Genomic DNA, 25,007 nt, shown 5'->3' on the forward strand with positions numbered 1-25,007 from the left:
TTTTCAAGTGATAACCTGGCTATTAATTTCAGCTTTGGTTGAGAAATTTATGACAGGACTATAGCTAAAATGTGAAGCAGTCCGGCAGCCTTAAAGCTAGTCGGGCTGCTGTACTTTTTCAGGTACATCCATTTAATGGATCTGGCGTTGCACTGAAATAATCAGAGGTTTCCCAGCTCAACATGTCGTCATGTAATGGAGCAATTGGGATAGAGTATTAATGGTTGAAAATTCAAAACAATTGGAAGGCTTAGAGGACAAGCTTACAGGGCATTTGTCTAAAAATTGCCATGCGGCGCATTTTCATCCATTAAAAGGTGTCATTATCAATCTGGCTATTAGTGCGTGTGATGATATGGATGGAGAATTGCGGGTTGCCCTGGAGAAAGCTCTTGAACTATGGAAGGACAAAGCTTGCTTCGGAGAAAGAGGTGGTAATTTAATTGAAAGAAGTAGAAAAGAACTTGATAAATCAATTAAATATGCTGACGTTGATTCTAAGGAGGCTTGGCTTGCAAGACTTAATTATACTTCTCTCCATAATATGGCTGAAGATGACGACACTTTACTGACACTTATTTTTGAATATTCCACTACTAACGAGTTAGATGCTCATGAGTTATCGAAGATTCTAATCGATCAGTTTCCAGATTTTAATATTTAAAAAAGCTAAGAGAGTGCTCAAAGCCTCAGTGAGAAGTAGGACTTTGAACGAAATTTCAATGTTTTTTCGTGGCGCTTAAATCGTATGCCCAATACTTTATTTTGCTAAGCTTAGATTAGCCCTAAAATTTTTAATCCAGAATCTATTGTTGTGTTAGCGTTTTGTATACGCAAGAGAGCCATTGGTTAAACTTGACTTGCCTTCTCCCTGGGATGAAAAATTCAATTTTCTGCTTAAGGCGCCAAAATGGGCTCTATAGCCATCTTCAGTTTGTAAGAGAACCCCTTTGAGGGAGCCCCATATAACTTTTACCTGTCCGCTCTCGGTAAAAATTTTCTGCTCAGGCCAGCCGTCACTATTGGAATAGGTGCCCAGCAGGTTTGGTGGAAATGCATCCGCTGCGACCACCTGTTTGTGGATAGGTGCATCCGACAATTCGGACTGGATCGACTTGGTCAGGCGTTTTGATTCCTGCTGCAGCAACGCCAGTTTGTTGCTTTTCTGCAGTGCCGAGTTGTAGACATAATTGGCCAGTACATGGGGCAGGGTATAGGCTATATCCTGGTTGGTAAAGGCGATGACCCCGAGCTGGTGTTCCGGCATAAAGGAAACATGAATGCTATAGCCGCCGTAATTACCAAATCGGGCCAGTAGTTTTTCCCCATTGTATTGCGCCGTATCCCATCCCAAGGTATAACCATCCCGCGGATAGGTGAAATAGTTTCGGTCCTGCTCCACCTGTTTTGTATGAAGCAATGCAAAAATATCCTTTTTGGAAAATTTAGTGTAATCCCGGTTTATATTGGTCTGTAGCCAGATCGCCATATCCCCGGCAGTGGAAGCAACACCGCCGGAAGCATGCATGGTTTTATCGGTTTTATGATGGTCGTAATCGAAAATGGTGCCATCCTTTGCGGTGGTAATTGCGGGGAGCAGATTTCTGGCTGCCGAAATATGGGTGGTGGTATTGGTCATTTCCAACGGATCGAACAGGTACTCCGACATTAGTTGATGCCAGTCAGAGTCTAAAGCGGATTCGGCCAGCATGGTGGCCACAATAGGCCCTGTATTCGAATATCTAAAGCGGTTATCCGGCGCGGTTAGGATACGATGGTTGAGAGACTGTTCCAGATCACTTTGATCTGTATAGCCAAGAAAAGCGGACTTGAAGGTATGCTGTACGCTAGTAAAGCCAGCGGTATGGGTCAACAGGTTTTTCAGAGTAATCTGCTTTGTATTTATTTTTTTATTTGTAATCAACTGTTTGTCATAGGCGTGGATACTTTTATCTAAGTCGATTTTATTGGCAGTATCCAGTGTCGCCAGCAGGGTGGCGGTCATCGCCTTGGTATGGGATGCAATCAGAAACTGGGTGTCTTTGCTGATAGTGGTGCCATTCCCGGAGTGGGTGGCAAAGGAAGCCAGGCCGTTTTTGTCCACCAGCGCCACAAAATGAGAGCCCACCAATTGGTTGGTATCGGCCAAATCAATCAATAGCTGTTGTATTTCAGATTCCTGCGCTTCGCTGAGCGCAAGGGATTCGGTGCTGAAAATCAGTCCGGACAGAAACAAGATGATTGATAGGTTTCGCATAAATTGGATATCCATTTTTCTTGTGGTTTATCGGGCCTGAAAATGTATTTATGCCGCACCGGTTGGCTGGATTTAATCCAGGCCTTATTCATAGCGGACTTTATTTTTGTTAGGGAAACTATGATTTATCTTTTTTGCCAAAGCCAATGGCACGCCCCAGTTTTTGCCAGAGGGCCACTTCCCAGGCCATCAGACGGGCGACCCATGGCGGCATATCGGCAGCTGTGGTCAATTTTTCGGCGACCTTTTCCGGTGGCTGATGCTTGCGGAAGGCTTTCCAAATCAGGATTGCCACCTTGATTTCTATCAGTACCAATACCCCGAGGCCGAGATAGCGCAGAAATCCAAATTCCCGGATCAGCGTTTGCTGTGTTTCGGGAATCAACAATGTCGCGCCCCAAAAGCCGAGGCAGGCCAGGGCGATGGCTTTTACCAGGGCACGCTTCAAGTCGTGACGAAAGCAAAGGATATAGAGAAGTGGAATGGTGAGACAGAAGTCAACAATCACCGCTGTTTCAAGAAAAATTCCAGTGCTTTCTCTATACCAGGGGGAGGCGGCGACCAGATTGGTGGCGACAATGGCAAAGGCGGTAGCAAAAAAAATACCTTTTGGATGGATGCTGAACATTTTTTTGTCCCCGTCTTATTTCAGCTGTGGTCCAATGAAAGAAGATAACATCTGGCAGATGGCGGAAAAAGCCTGTCAGTGGCTTTTAGCGGTATCCCCAAGGCAGTTGGTCGCAAACATTCCGGTCCCGCTATTATGCTTCTTTAAAAAATCAGTTCGATAGTACCAATTGGTTCCCGGGGCTGATCCCGGGAGCCGGTGGAATAACCCTTATTGGCTGCAACTTGACTCTATAAAGCCCGCTCAGATCGATAAAGGTGTCGCTACTTCCATAGGGTTGCTTTGTGTCCCTTATGGAACAGGCTGGTGACCAGTCCATTGAAGCTGGGTCCGGGAGGTCAAAGCGGGGGCTTTATCAACGCGGGTTAATGGTTGGGGCGGCTGGGGAGGGGCAGTATTGGCCGGGCGGCGGTATATAAGACGAAAAGGATGACGCTGCGTCATCAAAGCTTTACGGGACCGTAACCGGAGGGTAATAGGGCTAGGAGAAGCTTGTCTTGGGGACAGATGGCGGCAGGAAGCCCGCTAACGTCTATACTCCCCATAGGTCGCCGAAAGTCGGGAAAGGTGATGTACTGGCGGCGACTCAATGTGAAGGCCGGCTTTATGCCGGCTTTTCTCTTATTACAATGGGACTTTGACTTCCCGGTCGGCGATAAGTTGATTGCTGTCCTTCCCATTAGCGCCTTTCTTCCAGCGCCTTTCCTCCAGCGCCCCGCCGGCAGCCAACCCAGCAGTAGGGTGCAATTGACCTACTACCGCTGCTATTTCACTTCCCCCACAGGCACCAGGGGCAGCCCATCCCTGCAACAGCTGGCTTGCTTTGAAGGTGACGGGCCGCTCAGCGTGGGCCACTCTGCAAATGCTGAATAGGACTGCCGTCTACCGCGGTAGCCCTGGTGTTTTCCAGCTTCTCGATATCTTCCTTGGAGAGCTGTGGGCGGTCTATCTCGATGGTCAATTTATTGAGTTGGGCGGTTAATGGAAACGGTGGCAGATAGTCTGCGTCGTTTACGCCGGTGAGGGTATCCGAACCGATATCAAAACTTTCGTCCCATTGCAGGATCATGGGAAGGGTATGCTTCATGGTGATGGCCTGGACTTCCCTGCCGTCCACTTTGAGGGTGCCTGTGCCGGAGCGGCCCAGGCCGCTCATGCTGTTGTAGGCCAGTGTGCCTATACCAAAGCCGTCATATTTGAAATCGAATTCCAGTTTGTGGCGGCCCGGCGACAGCGCGGTGGGTCCCGCCCACTTCACGCGCTTGAGGTCGAGCAGGTTCCACAGGAATACCGGTTTGCCTTTCAGGAGGTAAAAGCCGTAGCCGGCAAAGCGCCCGCCGGAAGTCAGAATCATTCCCTCGGCGCCCCCTTCGGGAATGGTGATGTCGGCGGTGATGGTATAGGAGGTATTGAGCAGCGAAGGGGAGTCGCCCTGCGGCAGACCCACCATGGGACGGGTGTAAACAAACTGTGTGCGGCCGGCGGCAATATTCGGTCGCGGAGCGATAAGCCGTGCCGCTACGGACGCGTCGAGGGGAAAAACCTGGTATTTTTTCGCCTCTTCCACAAACAGCTTTTTAAGCTTCTTTACCTTGTCCGGGTGTTGGTCGGCAATGTTTTGCGACTGGCTGAAATCCTCTTCCAGATTGTAGAGTTCAAACACCTGGTTATTCAGCGGGTCTGTGTTGGGGGAGCCGAAGCCCTCCCAGGGAGCCCGGTTCACTTTGGTACCCAAGAGCCAGCCATCGTGATAGAGGGCCCACTGGCCCATGATCTCGAAATACTGTGTTTTATGCCGTGAGGCCGCCTTGGCGTTGTTTTGGTCAAAGGTGTAGGCAAAGCTGGTACCGTCGATGGGCGCCTGCCGGATGCCGTCCACGTATTCGGGTGCACGGATGCCGGTCGCTTCGAGGATAGTGGGGACCACATCGATCACATGCGTAAACTGTTCGCGCAGAGTGCCCTTGTCCTGAATATGGCCGGGCCAGGAAATGGCCATGGACTGGCGGATGCCGCCGAGTTTTGACGCATTTTGCTTGAACCAGGTAAAGGGGGTATCGAAGGCCCAGGACCAGCCGGCGGCCATATGATTGTATGTCTCATCGGTACCCCAAACGTCGTACCACTGCATCTGCACATCCACCGGCATATTGTTGATGCCATTGAAGTAGGCGACTTCATTCGGCGTACCCAGCAGGCCCCCTTCGGCGCTGGTGCCATTGTCCCCGTTGATATAAATGATGAGCGTATCGTCCAGCTTGCCCATATCCTCGATGGCCTGGATGACCCGGCCTATCTCATGATCGGTGTAAGCGACGAAGGCGGCAAAGACTTCTACCTGGCGGATAAAGAGCTTTTTTTCCTTTGGGGTTAAACCTTCCCAGTTTTTCAGCACTTCCGTTGGCCAGGGGGCCAACCGGGTGTTGGGGGGAATCACGCCCAGGCGTTTCTGGTTCTCGAAGATGCGCTCCCGCAGCTTGTTCCAGCCGTCGTCGAACAGGTGCATCCTGTGGATTTTGTCGAACCACTCCCTGGTGGGGTGGTGCGGCGCGTGGGTGGCGCCGGGGGCATAGTGCAGAAAGAAGGGTTTGTCGGGGCTGGTTTGGTCGATGCGATTCAGCCAGTCGATGGCATCGTCCGCCATGGCGGTCACCAGGTTCCAGCCGGGCTTCCCCCTGAAGGGGTAGATCTGTGTGGTGTTGCGAAACAGGTTGGGTTGCCACTGGTTGGCGTCGCCGCCCACAAACCCATAAAAATATTCGAACCCCATGCCGATGGGCCACTGGTCGAATGGTCCGATTTGGCTGGCGGCGAAGGCCGGTGTGTTGTGGTTTTTGCCGAACCAGGATGTGGCGTAGCCGTTGTCACGCAGGATGCGCCCTATGGTGGCCTTGTCCTTGCCGATAATGCTGTTATATCCGGGGAAGCCGGTGGACTGTTCCGAGATGACACCAAAGCCCGCCGAGTGGTGATTGCGCCCGGTGAGCAAGGCGGCGCGGGTCGGGGAGCAAAGCGCCGTGGAGTGGATATTGTTGAACAGCAGGCCGTTTTTGGCGATGCGATCCAATGTGGGCGTGGGAATGACACCGCCGGAAGTGCTGGGTACACCGAAGCCCGCGTCATCGGTCATGATCAGGAGGATATTCGGTGCCTTTTTCGGCGGCACGATACGGGGCGGCCACCAGGCTTTCGACTGCATGGCATTGTCTTTGATGACGCCGCCAAACTTTGGTTGGGGCGGAGGTAGCTGCTCGCCGCTGATCGTCGTGGTTGCATTGGGCGATCCGAGTTTACCGGTGGTCTCCTGGGCAGTTGCGGACACCGTTGATAGAAACCCGATGATAAAAACCAAAGCAGTGCTGATAAACCCGGTCGGCCGTTTCATTTCCTGTCCCTGAAATTTCGAAATTTTTCCGTTGCAGTGAGTATTGGCGATCGGAGGGGTATTGCAATTCGCGGTTAGGACCTGTGGCGTCGCTAACATAAGGGGCTTTACGCGACAGGTGCCGCCGACAGGGATAAAGGGTACTGGTGCTGAGCCAATGAGGTCCTGCGGCCAGCCGTTGCTGAACGGATATCTGGCCGCAGACTTTCGATGGTTAAAGGGGGGCAGGGCCGGCACTATGAAAGCCGCCGCCCGGCCCGGCGTTTGTGCGAGGCCAGGCCAATGGACGGGAAGGGGCTAGCTGGATGATACCTCTGTGGGTGTTGTAGCAGTGGACTGATCCTGCGCGGCCGCCGCGCCCTGGATTTCAATCCACTGGTTCATGCGGGACTCCAGCAGGTTGAGTGGTATAGCGCCGGCGCCCAGCAGCTGGTCGTGGAAGTCGCGGATGTCAAACTCTTCCCCCAATGCCTGTTCGGCCTCCGCGCGCAGTTCCCTGATTTTCAGTTGACCCAGTTTGTAGGCCAGGGCCTGTCCGGGCCAGACCAGATAGCGGTCTATCTCCACAGTGATGTCGTGCAGGGGCTTGGCGCTGTTATTTTTGAAATACTCGATGGCCTGCTCGCGGCTCCAGCCCAGCTCATGCATCCCCGTGTCCACCACCAGGCGCACGGCGCGCCACATATCGTAAGTCAGGGCCCCGAACTCGCTGTAGGGGTCTTTATACAGGCCCAGGTCGTAACCCAGGCTCTCGGAGTAGAGGCCCCAGCCCTCCACAAAGGCGGTGTAGCCGCCGAGGCGACGCAGCGGATGTACGTCTTCCAGTTCCTGCGCCAGCGCTATCTGCAGGTGGTGGCCGGGCATGGCCTCGTGCACCGTGAGGGCTTCCATTTCCCAGATGGGGCGGCTGGGCAGGTTGTAGGTGTTGGCGAAGAATACACCGGCGCGGCCGGCCTTGTTGGAACCGGGCATATAGTAGGCGGTGGTCTGGGATTTTTCCGCATAACTGGGAATCCGCTTTACCCCGTAGGGCAGCCGCGGCAGCCTGCCGAACAGTGCCGGCAGTTCGCCGTCGATGCGCTTGGCGATATCCCGGTAGCCCCGCATCAGGTCTTCGCGGCTGCTGTGGTAGAAGCGGGGGTCGTGGCGCAGGAAGTCGGTGAAGGCTTCGAAGTCGCCGTCGAAGCCGGTTTTCTCGATGATTCTGTCCATCTCGGCGCGGATACGCCGCACTTCACCGAGACCGATGCGGTGGATTTCCTCGGGGCTCAGGCTGGTGGTGGTGTTTTCCCGCACCTTGTGGGTGTACCAGCGCAGGCCGTCGGGCATATCGGTGAAGGCGGTACCGACGCGGGCGCCGGGGATATATTCGCGCTCGACGAATTCCGCCATCCCCTGCCAGGCGGGCACCAGGGTTTCCCGGTAGAGGCTGTGGGCGCGCTCCCGGAGCCGGCGCTGCTGGGCGGCGGACATGCCGGAGGGCATTGTGGCGAATGCTTTCAGCAGTGGGCTGTCTTTGGGCTCGGCGGGGATCAGGGCGCGAATCTGTCCCGGCAGGTCCCGCAGGGTGATCTGGGGCGGGGTGATTTTCTGCTCCAGGCCGCGACGCATCAACTCCTGGGTTTGCCGGATCAGCCGGGGCAGTTTTTCCAGTCGCGCGAGAATGGTCTGGTAATCCGCCTCTGTGCTGCGGGGCATGCTGTTGAGGACGCTGGGAACCTGGCGCTGGATACCGTCCATATGGCTGACCGGCATCAGGTGGTCCGGGAACTGAAAGCCTTTCACTTCAGTGAGCAGGTCCTGATACAACAACTGATAATCCAGCTGCTGTGCCGCCGGCAACTGGTCGGCGTCCAGCTGGCGGTTGGCGGCCAGCAGGCGGCGGGTCTGCTCCCGGCGGCGCTGGATAGCTTCCGGGGAGGCATCGGTCCAGCGGTGGTTGACGCCGGGATAGCCCTGGTAGGTGGCCCAGCCGGGAAAGGTCTCCATCAGCCAGCGGTAGCGCAGGTCCTGCAGCGCCTTGAGTTGTACGCCGGCGCTCTCCCCCTTGGGCAGGGCGGCGAAAGCCCGGTCGAAGGCCCGGTTCTCCATGGCCGCCACCTGGGCGGCCGCCAGCAGGACTGTGGCAAAAAGCGTTTGTTTAACAAATAGGGGCACGGGTTTCTCCCGGTGGAATGATGGATGCGTATCGGCCGGGGGCAGGCTGAAGAGCCGTCGGGTCGATAGCGGGTAAATTGACTGTGGCCAGGATTGTGTCGCGATTAAAAGGCCGCCGCCTGGCCGCGGATGTTTTTATTTTCCAACTGGTGCAAACGGCGGCGTACCCGGTCTTCGATACCGGCGGCGTCCAGACCGACGCCAGCGAGCAGCTGCGGGTGCTTGCCATGTCCGACCGCTGTGTCGGGCAGCCCCAGTTGCAGCAGCGGCGCCACTGTGCCGCGTTCATTGAGGTATTCCATTACCGCGCTGCCGGCGCCGCCGGCGATGGTGTTTTCCTCCAGGGTGACCAGCAACCGGTGTTCCGCTGCCAGCTGATCTATCAGCGCCTGATCCAGGGGTTTGACCCAGCGCATGTCCGCCACGGTGGCCCCCAGTTTTTCCGCCGCCGCCAGGGCGGGTTGTAGCAGGGCGCCAAAGCTGAGGATGGCCACGTCACTGCCCTGGCGCAGCAGCCGGCCCTTGCCCAGGGGCAGCTGGGTCATCTGCTGCTGTATCTCGGCGCCGGTGCCGGTCCCGCGGGGGTAGCGCACGGCGGAAGGCCCGGAGTGGAGGTAGGCGGTGTAGAGCAACTGCCGGCACTCGTTTTCGTCGCTTGGGGCGGCGATCACCATATTCGGCAGGCAGCGCATGAAAGTGAGATCGAAACTGCCGGCGTGGGTGGGGCCGTCCTCCCCCACCAGGCCGGCGCGGTCGATGGCGAAGGTGACATCCAGGTTCTGGATGGCGACATCGTGCACCAGCTGGTCGTAACCGCGCTGCAGGAAAGTGGAGTAAATGGCCACCACCGGTTTCAGGCCCTCGCAGGCGAGACCGGCGCCCAGGGTGACGGCGTGCTGTTCGGCGATGGCGACGTCGTGATAGCGCTGCGGGAAGCGCTCGGCGAATTCCACCATGCCGGAGCCCTCGCACATGGCGGGGGTAATGGCCACCAGGCGCTCGTCCTGCTCTGCCATGTCGCACAGCCAGCGGCCGAATACATCCTGGTACTTGGGCCGCTTGCGCTCACCGGGCACTGCCACCTTTACCTTGGGTTCCGGCTCCAGCTTGTTCAGCGCATGGTAGCCCACCGGGTCCTCCTCCGCCGGACCAAAGCCTTTGCCTTTGGTGGTGACCACGTGCAGTAACTGGGGGCCGCGCTGTGTGCGCAGGTTGCGCAATGTGTGTACCAGGTCGTGCAGGTTGTGGCCGTCCAGGGGGCCCACATAGTTGAAACCCAGTTCCTCGAACAGGGTGCCGGGGGTGATCATGCCCTTGACGTGCTCTTCGGTGCGCCGCGCCAGCTGCCAGGCTTTGGGAATGGTGGACAGGATCCTGCGGCTTCCCTCGCGCATGGAGAGATAGGTTTTACTGGCGAGAATCTTGGCGAAGTAGGTGGCCAGGCCCCCCACATTCTTGGAAATCGACATGCGGTTGTCGTTCAACACCACCAGCATGTCCCTGCCGGTGTGGGCGGCGTGGGTCAGGGCCTCGAACGCCATACCGGCGGTCATGGCGCCGTCGCCGATCACCGCTACCACCCTGCGCTCCTCCGGTGAGCCCAGCGCCATGCCCAGGGCGGCGCTGATGGAGGTGCTGGAGTGGCCGACCCCGAAGGTGTCGTAGAGGCTCTCGCTGCGCTTGGGAAAGCCGGACAGCCCGTCCTGCTGGCGCATAGTGAGCATTCGCTCGCGGCGACCGGTAAGTATCTTGTGGGGGTAGGTCTGGTGGCCCACATCCCACACCAGCCGGTCATCGGGGGTGTCGTAGATATAGTGCAGGGCGATGGTCAGTTCCACCACGCCGAGACCCGCGCCGAAATGTCCCCCGGTCTGGCCGACGCAGTAGAGCAGGTATTCGCGCAGCTGACTGGCGACTTCCGGCAGCTGCCGCTCGTCCAGGGCGCGCAGCTGCGCCGGCCCGTCGATAGTGTCGAGCAGCGGTGTATGCGGGCGTGTACGTGGGATTTCGTCGAACATCGAGCGTAACAACTACAAGCGTGGCAACTGGAAAAGGGATTGTATGCCCGTGACAGGGATATTGCATCCCGGCGGCGGTGATGCGGGCGGCAGCGGCGCTACTCAGTGACGCCGCTGAACCACATAGTCCGCCAGTTGGCGCAGCAGGGCGGCATCGCCCCCCAGGTCGTCCAGGGCGGCAAGGGCGTCCCGCTGCAGTTGCTGTAGCTTGTCGCGGGCAGCGTCCAGCCCCAGCAGTGAGACATAGGTGGGCTTGTTGCGCGCCGCGTCGGCACCCTGGGTCTTGCCGAGGGTGGCGGTATCGGTGGTGACGTCGAGAATGTCGTCCCGTACCTGGAAAGCCAGGCCCAGGGCCTCGGCATAGCCGGTGACCGCCTGCAGCTGCGATTCGTCAGCGCCCCCCAGAAGGGCGCCGATACGGGCGCTGGCGCGGATCAGGGCGCCGGTCTTGAGGCGGTGCATCTGTTCCAGCGCCACCGGGTCGAGGCTGCGGTTCACCGCCGCCAGGTCGATGGCCTGGCCGGCCACCATACCGCGTGCGCCGGAGGCCTGCGCCAGTTCGGCGAGCATTTGCAGTTTCAGCGCCGGAGCGGCGTAGCAGTGCAGCAGCAACTCGAAAGCCCGGGTCTGCAGGGCGTCGCCGGCCAGAATGGCCGTGGCCTGATCGAATTCCACATGACAGGTGGGGCGGCCGCGGCGCAGGTCGTCGTCATCCATTGCCGGCAGGTCGTCGTGGACCAGGGAGTAGGCGTGGATACACTCCAGGGCGGCGGCGGGCGCGTCACAGGCAACGGGATCGAAATCGGCGCCACCCAGGGCGCCGGCGCAGGCGTATACCAGTGCCGGGCGCAGCCGTTTGCCGGGCCCCAGCGCCGCGTAACGCATGGCGCTGAACAGTGTTCCGGCGTCTGCCACCTCTGTTTTCAGGCTCGCCTGCAACTGCGTCTGCTGGCGCTCCCCGACCAGTTGCAGAAACTCCGCCAGCGGTTTCTGCAGCATCTGGGCTGCCGCCATTCAGGTGTCTTCCCGGGTATCGTCGGTGTCGAACGGCAGCTCGCGCACTTCGCCGTTTTCCTCCATCAACAGGCGCACTTTCTGCTCGGCGGCAGCGAGCTTCTGCTGGCATTCGCGGGTGAGTTTGACACCGCGCTCGAAGTCCGTCAGCGCCTCTTCCAGTGGCAAGTCTCCGGCTTCCAGCCGCCCGACCAGTTGCTCCAGTTCTTCCAGCGCCTGTTCGAAAGTCGCACTCTGTTTCTTCGCTGCCATTGATCCGCCCTGCGTTCACCGGTTGCTTCGCTGCGCGGCCACCTTAGCGGCTGGCAGCAGGGGGGTCAATTGGCACTGTGGTTTGACCCGCGCCATTAGGCGGGGCCACCTCCAGTGACATCAGATAATGGGCCAGGGCGCGTTTTTGCGGCGCGCTGAAGCCGTAGTTCGGCATCGGCGGGGTGGGAGTGTCGAAGTAGTCCCCCAGCTCCTGCAATGTGTATTTTGCCGACAGGTCGTGCAGCAGCAACTGTTGGGCGTGGCACTGGTCACAGTTGTACTGCCGGTAGAGTTCCTTTCCCCGCGCCGCCGCGCCACTGTCGATGGCCACCGGCTTGTTGGGGGCCCGCAAACGCGGTCGGCCGGAGCCGGTATCCGCGCGCCCCTGCGCCGCGCCACGCTGCACCCGGTAGATGGCACCGGCGTAGTCGTCGGAGACATAGACATTGCCGGCGGTATCCTCGGCGATGGCCACCGGCCGCCCGTAGACCTCCTGCCGGTCCGGGCTGAGAAAACCCCACAGGAAGTCCCGCTGGGAGATACTGCCGTCGTCGCCCCAGTGCAGCGATACCACCTTGTAACCGTCTTTGACACTGCGGTTCCAGGAGCCGTGCAGGGCCACCAGGGCCGCATTGCGATAGTCACCGGTGTGCATCTGACTGCGCAGGAAATAAATGCCCAGCGGCGCATTGTGGGCCGCAAAATCGTGCACCGGCGGCTGTGATGCAGCGATTTTTGCCTGAATTTCAGGCCCGGCGCCGACGCCGAAATCCGGGTCCGGCACCCGGTCACCGTTGGCGTAGGGCCAGCCGTAAAAGGCGCCCCGCTGGACCAGGTTCAGCTCGCAGGGGGGAAAGTCGTCGCCCAGCCAGTCGCGGCCGTTGTCGGTGGCATAGAGGGCACCGTTGAGAGGGGACCAGTCGAAGCCGACACTGTTGCGCAGACCGGTGGCGAAGATTTCAAATTCGCTGCCGTCGGGCTGAAAGCGCATGATGGTGGCGCGCTTTGGATCTTCTTCCCCACAGGCGTTGCAGGTGGAGCCGCTGCTCAGATAGACCCAGCCGTCCGGGCCCATGCCGATGGTCTTGGTCCAGTGATTGCCCTGATCCGCGAGCCCGGTGACGATGTGCTGGTAACTGCCGGAGAGGCGGCCGTCGGAGTGATCGAAAGGTACGCGTCCCACCGCGTCGCTCTCGGCGATATAGAGCCAGTCATCGTGCAGGAACAGGCCGTGGGGGCGCCGCAGGCCATCGATCAGGACACGCTGACCGTCGGCGCGGCCGTCCCGGTTGCGGTCCCCGTAGACCAGGCTGACCTGGCCCAGTTTGGGTTGTGACACCAGGAGATCGCCGCGGCGGGTGACTGCCAGCCAGCGCGCATTGGGCACTGCATCCGCGAACAGAGTAACGCTGTGGCCCGATATGGTGCGCAAATTTGTGGACACCGTCTCTTCACTGGTCTCGGCCCCGCCGGTGATCTGCCTCCAGGGGATATCCACGCCGGGGAACAGGGCGATCACCAGCGCTGCCGCGGCGATCAGCAACAGCAATAGGATCGACGCGTATTTCAGCAGGCTTTTCATGGCGGTGCTTGACCTCATAATAATTGTGGTTATAGTGATGACTGGCCGCATCTGCGGCGTCTTTGTATATCACTGCCCCCCGATTTTCCACTTCCCCTTGTAAGATATCTCTGCGGCATGTGAGATATGTCTCACAAGAAATTCAGCCAATTGCCTCTATCGCTTTTTCCGCGCGGGGTCATAATAAAAATGCAAGGACGCTTAAGGGACTTCAATACCGCGGCAATGGATCGAATGGATTGTGCCGCATGCCCAAAGGATCTGGGCTCCATCCTGTGCATGCACCACCCGGGCGGGAATGCCCGGGTGGTGTTTTAATCATTATCCAATTCCGGCCCCTTTTCAGTTGCAGTGGCATTTCGCGTCTCCTCGGGCTAATGGCGCGCAGAATATCTCTTTTGTAGAAATCGATTTTTTTACTAGCGGATTTCCCCACGGCTACCATACTTAGAGCGCAGGGAAGCCCAAGGGATTGCAATCTGCGGCGAAGGATACAGGGACTGAGCCGCACGCCCAAAGGATCTGGGTACCATCCTGTGAGTGCACCACTTGGGCCGGATTGCCCGGGTGGTGTTTTTATTTTGCCCCATCGAAAGATCCGCTACCCACCGGCAGCCCCTGTTCAAACCCCATCCCTGCCTCTGGCAATTTGTTACTGGCAGATTGTTGAAAAAGCCCTCCCTGGCTTTTCGCAAACCCTCCACGAGAAATCAAGCCGTTACACGCTTGAGTTGCGGCCCGAACACCCCTGCTGGTAAGAAACGCCAGAGTGAATTTTTCCGCCAACTTCGGCCCGACACCTTTTTACTGCATGGTGTCTGTCACAATTCCGGCAATGGAACTGCCCTTGCGTATGGAAACTGAAACAATTATTCGCTTTAATCAGATCGAACCACTCGCATTACACGCGACCTGCGGAGGGTTGAGCCTTCAGAATCTCAGTGCCGCCCATGCATGCTGTCCCGGTACCTCCCGAGCCCTGGTGGGCTCTGCCACTGTCGTGCCCCGAGTCAAACCCGCGCGCTTTTCAGTGCCTCCCAGGGAATGGGCTGGACCCGTATAAAAAGGGGACGGCGGGATGATGGAAGCCAAAATCCTGCGCCTGAACCTGGCCGGGCAGCCATTGGAATGGCTGAACTGGCAGGAGGCCGCCTGCCTGTATGTGCGCGAACTGGTGACCTGGTCCCTGGGGGGGCTGGTGCTGAGGGTGCACGGCGGCATCAACCGCGAAGGGGAGCGTTCCCATCTCGACCTAGCCGCTATCATCGCCTGTAACGGTTCGCGTATGGCGCAGCCGCGCCGGCGCCCGCCTCTGACCAATCGCGCACTCTTCTTCCGCGATGCGCACACCTGTCTCTACTGCGGCAGCGGGTTTTCCGCTGTGGAACTGACCCGGGACCATGTACAACCGGTTTCCCGCGGCGGTCGCGACACCTGGGAAAACGTGGTCACCGCCTGCCGGCGCTGCAACCAGCACAAGGGCAGCCGCCTGCTGGAGGAAATAGGGATGGAGTTGCTGGCGTTGCCCTTCTGTCCCAATGCGGCGGAATACCTGGCGCTGATCAACAGTGATCGGATCCGCGGCGATCAGATGGAATTCCTGCGCGGCCAGTTTTCCCGCCTGCGCCAGGATAGCTGGCTGCGCTGCGGCAACGGCTGACGGGGCCAGCGGGAGCCCGCCCGATGTCGGCGGGATTGTCGATACCGGGTTCAGCTGTGTGCGGAAGCGGTGGCCCGGCGAATCAGGCTGGCCAAATAGTGGGAAAAAGAGTGGCCCATATTGGCCAGCATTTTCGGGAACATGGAAATAGGTGTCATGCCCGGAAAGGTGTTCACTTCATTGAGGTAGATATCCCCCTCGTCGGTGAGGAAGAAGTCAATCCGCGACAGATCTTTCAGGTGCAGGCCGAGGAAGGCGCGTCGGGACGCTTCCCGCACCCAGCCCAACTGGGCGTCGCTGAGTCCCTCGGCCTCCACAAAGGTGGAGGCGCGGCTGTGTTCCCCATATTTTTCCTCGTAGTTGTAGAAGGTATCCGCGGGTGCGCGGACCTCGCCGGGTGGGGTGATAATCAGTTCGCCGTCATAGTCGTAGGTGGCCACTTCCAGTTCCCGCCCGGTCAGGCACTTCTCCACCAATACATAGGGTGACAGCTGGAAGGCCTGTTCCACGGCGTGTTGCAATGCGTCGGTGTCGTCGGCCCGGTAGCAGCCTACGGAAGAGCCCTGGTTGGACGCTTTGACGAATACCGCGCCCCACTCCCGCAGGGCCATGCCGGCCTTGGCGAACTCCTCCGGCTCATTGGCGAACAGGAACTGGTAAGGCGTATTGTCGATACCCAGTGCCCGCAGCCACAGCTTGGTGCTCACCTTGTTGAAGCAGAATTTGCTGGCCTCCGGCCCGCAACCAAAATAGGGGATGCCGAGAATATCCAGTTCCGATTGCAGGTCGCCGGTCTCGCCGGGATAGCCGTGAATGGCTGGGATCACATAGTGCACCGGCCAGTTGTGGCCCGGCTCTCTGTGCAGGGAGCGGTCAGGCCCCAGTTGGCAGACATTGCCGTCGGTATCCATTAGCTGGCCATTGGCGCTCATCTCTACACGAGTCACTGCGATATCCGCGACTTCCTCCAACTGGCGCTGGATAAAGTCCGCCGTGCGCAGTGACACCTCGTGCTCGCTGCCACCACCGCCGCAAATAAGCAGGGTATTGATCATGCCGTTTTTGTCCTTGTCTTTCCGACGCGGTGAACTTCAGCGCGCCTCCAGTACACGGGTGCATTGCGCGGGCAATTCCGGTTTGCGCTGCGGCTCCCCGAGCGGCACCTCACCGCGCAGAATAGCGAGGGCTTCGTCGCTAAACCACCAGTCCAGATCCTTGCCACAGGCCGCGTCGCGCACCGGTCGCTGGGGCTTGCAGCTATTGTCGCCCGGTGGGCAGGCGAGGCGCACATGGAAATGGTAGTTGTGTCCCCACCAGGGGCGCACCTTGCGCAGCCAGGCATTGTCATCCCCGGCCAGGTCGCACATTTTGCGCTTGATGGCCGGGTGCACAAAGATGCGCTCCACACGCTCGTCCCCGGCTGCCAGGCGCAGTATTTGCGGCACCCGGGGGTCCCAGTTTTCCTCGATCAGCGCGTGGCGCTTTTCGTCCGCCAGGGGAATGGCGGAGATATTGTCGCGCTCCCACCGACTCAGGGGGCGCTGTTTGGCGCGCCAGTCCTGTGAATACCAGATATCGACGTCGAGCCCCATCTGGTGACTGCGGTGGCCGGAAGAGAAGGGACCGCCGCGGGCCATGGAGATATCGCCAATCTGCAGCCGCCCCAGGCCGCGCCGCGCCACGGCGCGGGAAAACTGCTGCAGGAATGCCACTGTCTGCGGATGGGCAAAATAGCGATGGCGGCCGGTGCGCACCAGTTGGAAACCCTCGCCCCGCAGGGGCATCGGCTGGGCACCCGCCAGGCAGCCGTTGGTATAGGTGCCGATACTGGCGGGGGGCTGGGCGCTGGGATCCTCTATCTCCTGCCAGGGATTGTCTGCGGCCCGGGCCGCGGCACACAGGGTTGCGAAAGCCAGCCAAAATACTTTCGGCAATCTGCTGAACATTAACTCCCCCACTGCTGACCTCTGAGTGGACCAAGAGCGCGCCCGCCGGTTTCAGCGCACCGTTGAATTCTGGTGTGTGGCGATAATTTCCCTGCACGCCTCCAGCAGCTGCGCCATCTCAGTGTCTGTGCCGATGGAGATGCGCAGGTACTGGTTGATTCGCGCCCGATTGAAGTGCCGAACCAGAATACCGCGCCGGCGCAATTCGGTGTACAGCTGCCCGGCCTCCATGGTACCCGGTCGCGCCAGGACAAAATTCGCTTTAGAGGGCACCACCTCGAAATCCAGGGCGGTCAGGGCTTCGGTGACACTGTCCCGGGTGGCGATCACTTTTGCGCAATTCTCCTCCAGCCAGCGGTGGTCCGCGATGGCCGCGGCGCCGACCCGCTGGGCCACACCGTCCACCGGATAGGAGTTGAAACTGTTCTTGGTTCTCTGCAGCCCCTCGATCAGGTGCGCCTGCCCCACAGCATAGCCCAGCCGCAATCCCGCCAGGGCGTGGGATTTGGACAGGGTGCGGATCACCAGCAGGTTGGGATGGCGGTCGACTAGGCACACGGCGCTGTCACCACCGAAATCGATGTAGGCTTCATCGACCGCCACCACCCTTTCCGGCTGCAGCCGCAGCAGTTGCTCTATGTCTTCCAGTGGCAGTTGGCGACCGGTGGGAGCATTGGGATTTGGCAGTATTACACCCGCCGCTTCGCCGGCGTAATCCTGTACTGAGATGGAGAAATCCGCCCCCAATGCCGGGGTGCGAAAATCGATGTCGTAGAGCTGGCAGTAAACCGGGTAGAAGCTGTAGGTAATATCCGGGAACAGCAGTGGCTGGTCGCGGCGAAAAAAACTGTAGAAAGTGTGTGCCAGCACCTCGTCGGAACCGTTGCCGACGAACACCTGGTTCGTTGCTACATTGTGCTGCGCGGCGATGACGCTGCACAATTCGCTCGACTCCGGATCCGGGTAGCGGCGCAGCGCCCGGTGCAGTGCCGGATCACTCAGTGCCGCCAGCGCCTGCGGCGATGGCGGATAGGGATTTTCATTGGTGTTGAGTTTGATCAGCCGCTGGGCACGCGGTTGTTCCCCGGGGACATAGGGCTCCAGTTGCGCCAGTGCGGGGCTCCAGAAAGGGCTGCTCATGGTGCCGCCCCGGCGACGTGGTTTGGCGCTGCCCGGCGGGCGCTGTCGCCTGTCCCAGCTTCCGCCTCGTCACTTTGATCGGAAGGCGGCTCCTGCTCCCGCTCTTCAACGGGGATATCGAACAGTGTCCGGGTCCCGGCGATAAACGGCTGCAGCGGTTCCGGCTTGCGCCAGAGCAGCGATTTATATTTGATTTCGGTGGAGATCTGCGGCACACGGTGGAACTTGCTCAGGCTGGTGATCTGCTCGGACAGGCCCAGGCCGAGAAATCCCAGCGGCAGTACCAGGGCCACACCCAGGCGCCAGCGGGGCGATATATTGGTGGCCAGGTAGCAGGCGCACCACAGCATCGTGGGCAGCAATACCGCCAGTACGGCAAAATTCAGCAGTGGCAGCGCCAGCCTGCCCAATGCGTAGTTGTAATCCAGCAGGCTGCCGAACCACTCCCACAGGGTGTAGAGGAGTGCGCCCAGCGCGGCGATGGTGAGGTGGGTAAAGAACTGGGAATCGTGGCGCACCACGCGACCGATAAATGCCCAGGCGGCAGCGTACAACAGAATGCCCAGCAGGGTGCCGGCCACCAGGTTGAGGGCCAGGGTCCACTCGTAGGCGCGCGCGTATCCCAGGTAGCTCAACAGCAGGGCGGAGCCGCCCATCGCCAGCAGAAGGGCGATGGCAACCATGGGGTTGGACAGCTGGTGCAGAATATTTTCCAGCGAGTGCACCGGCACCGCCGGCGGCAAGGGGGTGTTGCTGTCGATCAGGCGCAGATGGGTCTTGCCCACTTGAATCTCGTCGCCGGACTCGATCACCCGCTCGTTTTCTATCTGGTGATAGCTGACCGGGCGGCCGCGGCTGTTGCGCAGCAGCTGTATACCGTTGACGCTATCCAGGTCCCGCAGGTGATAGCGGCCGTTTTCATCGCGTAGAATTTCCGCGTGGGCGGTATCCGCGTGCAGGTCCTCGATAATGGCATCGTTCTGGTAGCCGCGGCCGAGGGTGAAACGATCCCCCTCCATGCGATAACGGGCCCGCACCCGGTTGGCGCGGTTCAATTCTTCGATGATCAGTGCCATTGGATTTCGCTCGTAAATTTCTCACTAAACGCTGCGGCGGACTCCTGGGTAAAGCCGGACAGGGTAAAGTGACTGACCAGCGCGCGGTCTTTCTGGTCGACACTGAGGCTCAGGTAGAAGACGTCGAACAAATCCGGGAACTGCTTGTAGCGGCGCACACAGTAGCTGGTGCGGGCGATAATAGGATCGGCATCGCTATCGCCGTTCTCACCGCGGGGCTGGGAGGTGAATAGCTGGCGACAGTTAAAATTGGTCACATCCTCCTCGCCCGCATCGTTGCCCGGTGCGAAACTGCTCATCTGCTGCTCGTAATCCGCATAGAAGCGCGCCGGGTTCAGGTCATCTGCCTGCAGCCAGAAAAACTCGTATTCCACCCGGCCGGTGTTGAAGTCCTCAGAGAGGAAAATCACATCCTTGCCGGTGCAGCCTTTGTCGATGCGCTTGATGGTGCGTTCGTCATCTTCCTGGGTGTTGCCCCAGCAGTGGATGGGCGGGACTATCTCGCCCACCACCATGGCGTCACCCAGGGGCAGCAACTGCCATTTGGCGCCCAGAATCCGGTCGATGATGTCCTGCTGGTTTTTCAGCAACTGCTGACGGGTGACGGTGTGCAGGTCCAGTTCATTACCTTCCCGGCCGTAGTGTTTCGCCAGTCTGGCCAGCTTTTCCACCGGTACCAGGAAACTCAGCTGATTGCCCGCGGTGGCCACGTTGATACCCACTACCTGGCCCCCGGAATTGATCGCCGGACCGCCGCTCATGCCGGGATTGATGGACCCGGAGAAATGAATACGGTCGTAAAAGCTGCCACCGGCGATGCCGTTGTAGGTGCCGGGAATCAGAGTCATCCCCAGGTCCAGCGGGTTGCCAAGGGCGAAAATGGTCTCGCCCTTTTGTGGGGTTTTCTGCGCCAGGCCCAGGTGCTTGGCACCCGGCTTGTCCATACGCAGCAGGGCCAGGTCGTTGACCACATCTATGTCCAGCAGCGTCAGGGCGCCCAGGGTGCCGTCGGTGCTGAGGTATTCCAGCCGGTACTTTTCCGGGTCGTTCACGGTTCCCGCGACCACATGGTAATTGGTGGCGATGAGACCGTCGGGGGAAATCTGGAAGCCGGAGCCCAGGCCGGCCTTGGAATTGGAGGCTTTTTCGATCAGGCGGACCTGATACAGGCTGCCGCGGTATTTGCTGTAGAGGTTTTCGTAGCTCTGCGCCGCGGCGAGACCGGAAGTACAGCAGAACAGCAGGGCTAGCAGGCGCGCGCAAATGGTCGGCATCGTATGTGATCAAACTCTGGGCACAGGGTCGGGCATGTTACGGGATAAAGCATAGTGCAACAATCCCGGCGCCCCGCGGGCCGGCAGGATTTCCGTGACCGGAGTTCCAGAATGGCCGAACAGACCCTGGAAGGCGCGTATTTACAGGGCCTGTGCCTGTCCCTGTGACCGGGTGTAATAGGCTGTGCCGGCCTGTAATCGACGCTGGGTGGCGAAGGCGCTAAGGTGGCCGGCCTTTAAAGCAAGAATTATAAACGACAACTGTCATTGATCCCGCCGCAGGCTGGCGGTGGGCTTTGCGTATCAGTCAGGGCACTGGCGGAGTTGCCGGCCCGATGCGCCATTTAGCAGTGGAGATTCCGCATTGAAAAGCGATGCGCACGTCGCGCTGATCAGTACCCAGGGCAGCGGGGGGGTGATTTACCGCCTGCGCGAATTGCCGCCATTTACCACCCGCAGATCTTTCCAGCTGTTGGTCTACCTGGTGTACAACCGGGGGGTTGTCTTCCCGCGCGAGCGTCTGGCGTCGCTATTCTGGCCACAGATCCAGCCGAGCCTGACCCGGCGGCGTCTGAGGACCGAAATCTGGCGGGTAAAGCAGTACTTCGATAAACACCTGTTCGACCTGTCCCCATATACAGTGAACGGCAAAAACGAGTTCGGCCTGACCGAGGAAGTTCCGGTACGCCTGGACATGCATCCGCTGCTGGAGATGGACCGGAGACTCCGCGACGGCCAGCCGCTGCCGGACGAACCGGAGCAGGGCTGGCTGTTGCACCACTGCAACAGGGATTTTCTGCCCTATGTCTACGTCCCCTGGGCCGAGGGAATCCGGGAGCAGCTAAGGCAGAGATACCGCAACTGCATGGAGTCCCTGTACCAGTGGCACAAGCGGGATGGGCGCTGGCGCAGCGCGCTCGACTATGCCCGGGCGATACTGGAACTGGATGAGCTGGACGAACACATACACTACGAAGTGATGCTGTGTTATTTGCGCTGCAATATGCGCTCCCGGGCTATCCGGCAGTACACCGAGTGCCGCAGAAGGCTCAACCAGGAGCTGGGCCTCACCCCGGTCCCGGTGATTGAAGACCTGTACCGGGAAATTTTGCGCAGTGATGCCCGCTCAGTTGGCTAGGGCTTTTTAACCGTTTGCTGAAAAAGCCTTCCTTGCCTTTTCCTGCCCATGTTTGCGGCGCATATCCGCAAAGCCTCCAGGACAAATCAAGCGGTGACAGGCTTGATGTACGGCCTGAATATCCCTGTTCGCGACAGCAGCCTGTTATTAACCCGGCAGTTCACTAGCAGGTTGTTGAAAAAGGCATCCTGCCTTTTTCAACACACGAAAAGCGAAAAATGTGATTTTCACTTTTCTCCCAAAATCAACGACTTAGGCGTCGCCGATTTTGCCGGAACATCCATATTCCGGTAGTAGGCATCGAAATTCTTCGAATTTCAACAGCCTGCTAGACGATCCCCCGGCGATTGGGTCGCCGCCCTTGAAAGTCTGCCCATTTATCTGCAGTCAATTGTTTTTCAAGGGTTAGCGCCGGGCTAATTTCCCCTCACTCCACAGCCCCTCTTTCTCCCCCCTATTTTCCCGTTCCCCGGGAGTGTCCCACTCAGGGCCGGCCGGCGAAAGACCGGGACATATTTGTGACGTCAGCGGGGCGAAACTGCAGCGGTGCCGAAACTGCATTGCGACTTCACTGTGTTGCGCCGGGAGTAAATTGTCCCGCAATTACTTGGTAGGGAGCATGGCCATGTCGACTGCAGGGCAATGGCGCTGGATGGAGACGGATTATCCGGCCACCCGGCGCGCCATGGGGCGGGACAGAAAGATTGTCACTGACCGCGAGCTGGAGCAGCAGCTGGCCGAGCTGTTCCCGGGCGCAGCGCCGGAGGACGTGGAGGACTTTATGCGCAACCTGCAGCGGTTTGGCCGCCAGGCCGCGCCCTACGCTGTGCGCGCATTGTCCGGTGCCGTTCAGGGTGGATTGGCCGGCGCTGTTGGCGGCGTTCCCGGCATTGTGGCGGGTGCGGTTCTCGGTGGAGCGGCCGGCGCCCTGACCACCCCCAGGGGTGGGGCGGCTCGCCAGGCCCCGACACAGGCGCCCCCGACACAGGTACCCCGGACACTAGCGCCGCCGATACAACAAGTACCCCGGCATGCGCCGGCGCCGCAGGCCCGGACACCCCACAGCCCGCCCGCGGGGCAGATGTCCCCACAGTTGCTGGGCGGTCCCGGCCCTTTTGGTGCCGCGCCCGCGCCGCCCACCGCAGCGGCCCAGCCAGCGGGAGCGCAGCAAGCGCTGCAACAACTGCTGCTTCTGCTGTCGCGCCCGGAAACCCAGCTGTCCCTGCTGGGCTTGTTGATGGGGCGCAATCACGTTTCGCTGGGCGCCAGCCGGGTACCCGCGATTGCGTTCGCCAGCGCTATTGCCGAGCTGGCCGGCGAGGTGGCGGCTGGCGATCTGCCCGCCGCCGACCAGTCCTTTTTCCTGGATGACACTGGAGAGCCGCGCTGCGATCTCGCCGATCCGGCACAGAGGACGCAATTGTTGATTCGGGAAGTCTACCAGGCGGCACAGAGGCAGGCGGCCGAGACCGGCCATTAACCGCGCAATGACAGGAGCAACAGACACTATGCAGTATTCAACCGCACCAGACCCCACTGCCGCGGACCCGCAGCCGGCCCCAATAGATATGGCCGCCCTGATCAGGCTGCTGGATCAGAACCGCCGCCAGGCACTGTCGGACATAGTCGCTACGCCCCAGGGCAGGGGTGTGATCGACAAGCTGCTCGGCCTGCTCAACCTGTCTCCGGGCAACCGGCGGTTGGCGGACAGCTGGCTGGAGATTCTGGCGAACGCAGAGGAAGACGAGGAGCCCGGCTATTTGATCGAGTCCCCGCCCGACGACGAGGACCTGCAGCGGGAACTGGCGGATTTGCGCAACGTCAACGACAACCTCGCCGCCGCCCTGGGTGCCTGTGCGGACTGTTGGGGTGCCGATCCAGACTGTGAATTTTGCGACGGCCACGGCGAGGCGGGTTGTTACCAGCCGGACCGGCGGCTGTTTCGGGAATTGGTGGCGCCGGCTGTAAAGCGGGTGGGTGCCAACAAGGCGAGGCAGCTGCGCCTCGCTCACGCCGGGCGCTAGGGCCAACTCAGTTAATGCGAACTGGCCCTGGTTGGCAACAGGCTTTTGCCCTTGGAATCCGGAGCTTGCTGCGTCATGGCTCCCCAATTTTTTAGAGGAAACATTATGAATCAGGAACTGCTTGACAGCGCGCTGGAGGCGGACGCCGAAGTATCGGATCTGTATCCGGAATCATTCGACTACGAGATGGATGAGGAGGAAGAGCTGGACGATATCTTCGAGGCATTGATGGAAGATGATGACGAGGATTTCGACGACGATGAAGACGACGATTTTTCCGAGCGTCGCCGTCGCCGCCGTCGTCGTCGCTCGCGCAAGAAAGGCTACCGCACGGATCCGCGCGTCAAGCGGGACCTTGTCGCCCTCAAGCGCAAGAACCGCCACCAGGACAAACTGATCTATCAGAACCGGAGACGCTCGCTGCAAAACCGCAAGCGCTCCCTTGCCAATGCCAGAGTCAACCGGGTTCAAAACAAGCGGTTGGGGCAGTTACAGCGGCAGCAAAAGCTCGACGGAGCACTGGAGATTGCCCGCAGTATCTCCGCCGCCGACAACGGCCTGGATATCGATCTGGTGCAGCTGTTCCAGGGTGCGGTCAAGTCCGGCATGTTCGGCGACTTGAGCGGCGCCCTTGGCAATCCGGCGCTGATGGGTGGCATAGCGCTGTTGCTGAACAACCGGCAATTGCTCGGTGGGCTGGTAAAAGGCAGCTAAAAACCCGGCCTAACGGTGTGGGAACGGCGCACCCGGTTGTTGCTGGCCGGGTGAATGGCCGTGCACTTTTCAACAGGGAAATTCGGTTATGAAAATCAATATTCCACTGAATGTGGATTCGGACACAAATGGGTGCGAGGCCGCCCATCGCGGGGCCAGGTTGCGTCTGCCACTGGGGTTGTCCCGATCGAAGCTGGGGCTCGTCGAGCCGAGCCGCCTGCAGTCGCGGACTTTGCGCGCTATAGCGGCCGCCGTCAGCGTACTGAATCCGGCCAAGGCGCTGGAGATTTCCCAGCAGGCGGAAGAGAGTCCGGAAGATGTTGTCGGCGCCACCCTGGAGGGCGCGGCACTGGAAAAACTGAAACAACTTTCCAGCGCCATCGCAACGGCGGAGACTGAACTCGCCGACCTGCCGGTGCCGGGCGAAGTGGTGAGGGTCGCGGCGCGGGCGGTGGACGCAGATGCGCGGCTGGTGGGCGTGGCCATGGCGCGGATTCGCGGCGAGGGTAAGGACAAGCTGGACAGCCAGATGTACTCCGCGGCCCTCAACTGGGTAGCGGCCATCGACTTTCAGTTGTTGCGCAAGGCACCGCGGGAAGGAGTGCGGGAGCGCCTGATCAATCTGGTGCCGGAGGCCCCGGACAGCGACGCCGAGCTCGAGAGCCGCGTCGAACAACTGGAAACGGCGCTGCAGAAGCTGCGGGAGGAATGTGCCAAGGCTGAAAAGGCTAAGGCAAAGTAG

20 protein-coding genes are annotated in these 25,007 nt (G+C 59.6%); 7 read left to right on the forward strand and 13 right to left on the reverse strand.

The window, feature by feature from the left end; genetic code table 11:
- The first annotated feature begins 220 nt into the window (after positions 1 to 220).
- Positions 221 to 664: a hypothetical protein gene (locus ABVT36_RS09690; protein ID WP_368456391.1), complete on the forward strand. Its 444-nt coding sequence runs from the start codon at positions 221 to 223 to the stop codon at positions 662 to 664.
- Between the two features lie 153 nt (positions 665 to 817).
- On the opposite strand, the gene ABVT36_RS09695 is transcribed toward ABVT36_RS09690, so the two are convergent.
- From ABVT36_RS09695 to ABVT36_RS09730, 8 genes are all read right to left on the reverse strand, one after another.
- Positions 818 to 2,272, reverse strand: a complete 1,455-nt coding sequence (locus ABVT36_RS09695) for a serine hydrolase domain-containing protein (RefSeq protein ID WP_368456392.1) — start codon at positions 2,270 to 2,272, stop codon at positions 818 to 820.
- Between the two features lie 103 nt (positions 2,273 to 2,375).
- On the reverse strand, positions 2,376 to 2,885 hold the full coding sequence (locus ABVT36_RS09700) for a hypothetical protein (RefSeq protein WP_368456393.1): 510 nt from the start codon (positions 2,883 to 2,885) through the stop codon (positions 2,376 to 2,378).
- A gap of 841 nt (positions 2,886 to 3,726) precedes the next feature.
- Complete coding sequence (locus ABVT36_RS09705) at positions 3,727 to 6,270, reverse strand: arylsulfatase (protein WP_368456394.1); 2,544 nt, start codon at positions 6,268 to 6,270, stop codon at positions 3,727 to 3,729.
- 297 nt (positions 6,271 to 6,567) lie between these two features.
- The gene (locus tag ABVT36_RS09710; RefSeq protein WP_368456395.1) at positions 6,568 to 8,427 is read right to left on the reverse strand and encodes a DUF885 family protein; all 1,860 of its coding nucleotides are present in this window, start codon (positions 8,425 to 8,427) and stop codon (positions 6,568 to 6,570) included.
- A gap of 104 nt (positions 8,428 to 8,531) precedes the next feature.
- Complete coding sequence (dxs, locus tag ABVT36_RS09715; RefSeq protein WP_368456396.1) at positions 8,532 to 10,445, reverse strand: 1-deoxy-D-xylulose-5-phosphate synthase; 1,914 nt, start codon at positions 10,443 to 10,445, stop codon at positions 8,532 to 8,534.
- Positions 10,446 to 10,547: 102 nt separating this feature from the next.
- Positions 10,548 to 11,459: a polyprenyl synthetase family protein gene (locus ABVT36_RS09720; protein WP_368456397.1), complete on the reverse strand. Its 912-nt coding sequence runs from the start codon at positions 11,457 to 11,459 to the stop codon at positions 10,548 to 10,550.
- Positions 11,460 to 11,711, reverse strand: coding sequence for an exodeoxyribonuclease VII small subunit (xseB, locus tag ABVT36_RS09725; protein ID WP_367150562.1), 252 nt, complete (start codon positions 11,709 to 11,711; stop codon positions 11,460 to 11,462).
- 43 nt (positions 11,712 to 11,754) lie between these two features.
- Positions 11,755 to 13,311, reverse strand: a complete 1,557-nt coding sequence (locus ABVT36_RS09730) for a PQQ-dependent sugar dehydrogenase (RefSeq protein WP_368456399.1) — start codon at positions 13,309 to 13,311, stop codon at positions 11,755 to 11,757.
- A 1,063-nt stretch (positions 13,312 to 14,374) separates the two neighbouring features.
- Between ABVT36_RS09730 and ABVT36_RS09735 the strand changes: the two genes are divergently transcribed.
- The gene (locus tag ABVT36_RS09735) at positions 14,375 to 14,953 is read left to right on the forward strand and encodes an HNH endonuclease (RefSeq protein ID WP_367150567.1); all 579 of its coding nucleotides are present in this window, start codon (positions 14,375 to 14,377) and stop codon (positions 14,951 to 14,953) included.
- Positions 14,954 to 15,003: 50 nt separating this feature from the next.
- Here the strand turns inward: ABVT36_RS09735 and ABVT36_RS09740 are convergent, their stop codons facing one another.
- The 5 genes from ABVT36_RS09740 to ABVT36_RS09760 are packed head-to-tail and all read right to left on the reverse strand — an operon-like array spanning position 15,004 to position 20,389.
- Positions 15,004 to 16,008 (reverse strand): D-alanine--D-alanine ligase, encoded by a 1,005-nt coding sequence (locus tag ABVT36_RS09740; RefSeq protein ID WP_368456400.1) that lies wholly within the window; start codon positions 16,006 to 16,008, stop codon positions 15,004 to 15,006.
- 36 nt (positions 16,009 to 16,044) lie between these two features.
- The gene (mepA, locus tag ABVT36_RS09745) at positions 16,045 to 16,899 is read right to left on the reverse strand and encodes a penicillin-insensitive murein endopeptidase (RefSeq protein ID WP_368456401.1); all 855 of its coding nucleotides are present in this window, start codon (positions 16,897 to 16,899) and stop codon (positions 16,045 to 16,047) included.
- Positions 16,900 to 16,950: 51 nt separating this feature from the next.
- Positions 16,951 to 18,039, reverse strand: coding sequence for a histidinol-phosphate transaminase (gene hisC / locus ABVT36_RS09750; RefSeq protein WP_368456402.1), 1,089 nt, complete (start codon positions 18,037 to 18,039; stop codon positions 16,951 to 16,953).
- Positions 18,036 to 19,115 (reverse strand): FHA domain-containing protein, encoded by a 1,080-nt coding sequence (locus ABVT36_RS09755; protein WP_368456403.1) that lies wholly within the window; start codon positions 19,113 to 19,115, stop codon positions 18,036 to 18,038. Before ABVT36_RS09755 ends, hisC begins: the two co-directional genes overlap by 4 nt.
- Positions 19,106 to 20,389, reverse strand: a complete 1,284-nt coding sequence (locus ABVT36_RS09760) for a S1C family serine protease (protein ID WP_368456404.1) — start codon at positions 20,387 to 20,389, stop codon at positions 19,106 to 19,108. Before ABVT36_RS09760 ends, ABVT36_RS09755 begins: the two co-directional genes overlap by 10 nt.
- Before the next feature lie 364 nt (positions 20,390 to 20,753).
- Here ABVT36_RS09760 and ABVT36_RS09765 point away from each other — a divergent pair, with 364 nt between their 5' ends.
- From ABVT36_RS09765 to ABVT36_RS09785, 5 genes are all read left to right on the forward strand, one after another.
- Positions 20,754 to 21,527 (forward strand): BTAD domain-containing putative transcriptional regulator, encoded by a 774-nt coding sequence (locus ABVT36_RS09765; protein WP_368456405.1) that lies wholly within the window; start codon positions 20,754 to 20,756, stop codon positions 21,525 to 21,527.
- 625 nt (positions 21,528 to 22,152) lie between these two features.
- Complete coding sequence (locus ABVT36_RS09770) at positions 22,153 to 23,007, forward strand: hypothetical protein (RefSeq protein ID WP_368456406.1); 855 nt, start codon at positions 22,153 to 22,155, stop codon at positions 23,005 to 23,007.
- Positions 23,008 to 23,035: 28 nt separating this feature from the next.
- Positions 23,036 to 23,551 carry a hypothetical protein gene (locus ABVT36_RS09775; RefSeq protein ID WP_368456407.1) on the forward strand — a complete coding sequence of 172 codons (516 nt, stop codon included), beginning with the start codon at positions 23,036 to 23,038 and terminating at the stop codon, positions 23,549 to 23,551.
- 105 nt (positions 23,552 to 23,656) lie between these two features.
- Positions 23,657 to 24,265 (forward strand): hypothetical protein, encoded by a 609-nt coding sequence (locus tag ABVT36_RS09780; RefSeq protein WP_368456408.1) that lies wholly within the window; start codon positions 23,657 to 23,659, stop codon positions 24,263 to 24,265.
- An 88-nt stretch (positions 24,266 to 24,353) separates the two neighbouring features.
- Entirely contained in the window at positions 24,354 to 25,007 is a 654-nt protein-coding gene (locus tag ABVT36_RS09785) for a hypothetical protein (RefSeq protein WP_368456409.1), read from the forward strand.

Origin of the sequence: Microbulbifer sp. TYP-18, assembly GCF_040932045.1 — a bacterium.
Lineage (GTDB): Bacteria > Pseudomonadota > Gammaproteobacteria > Pseudomonadales > Cellvibrionaceae > Microbulbifer.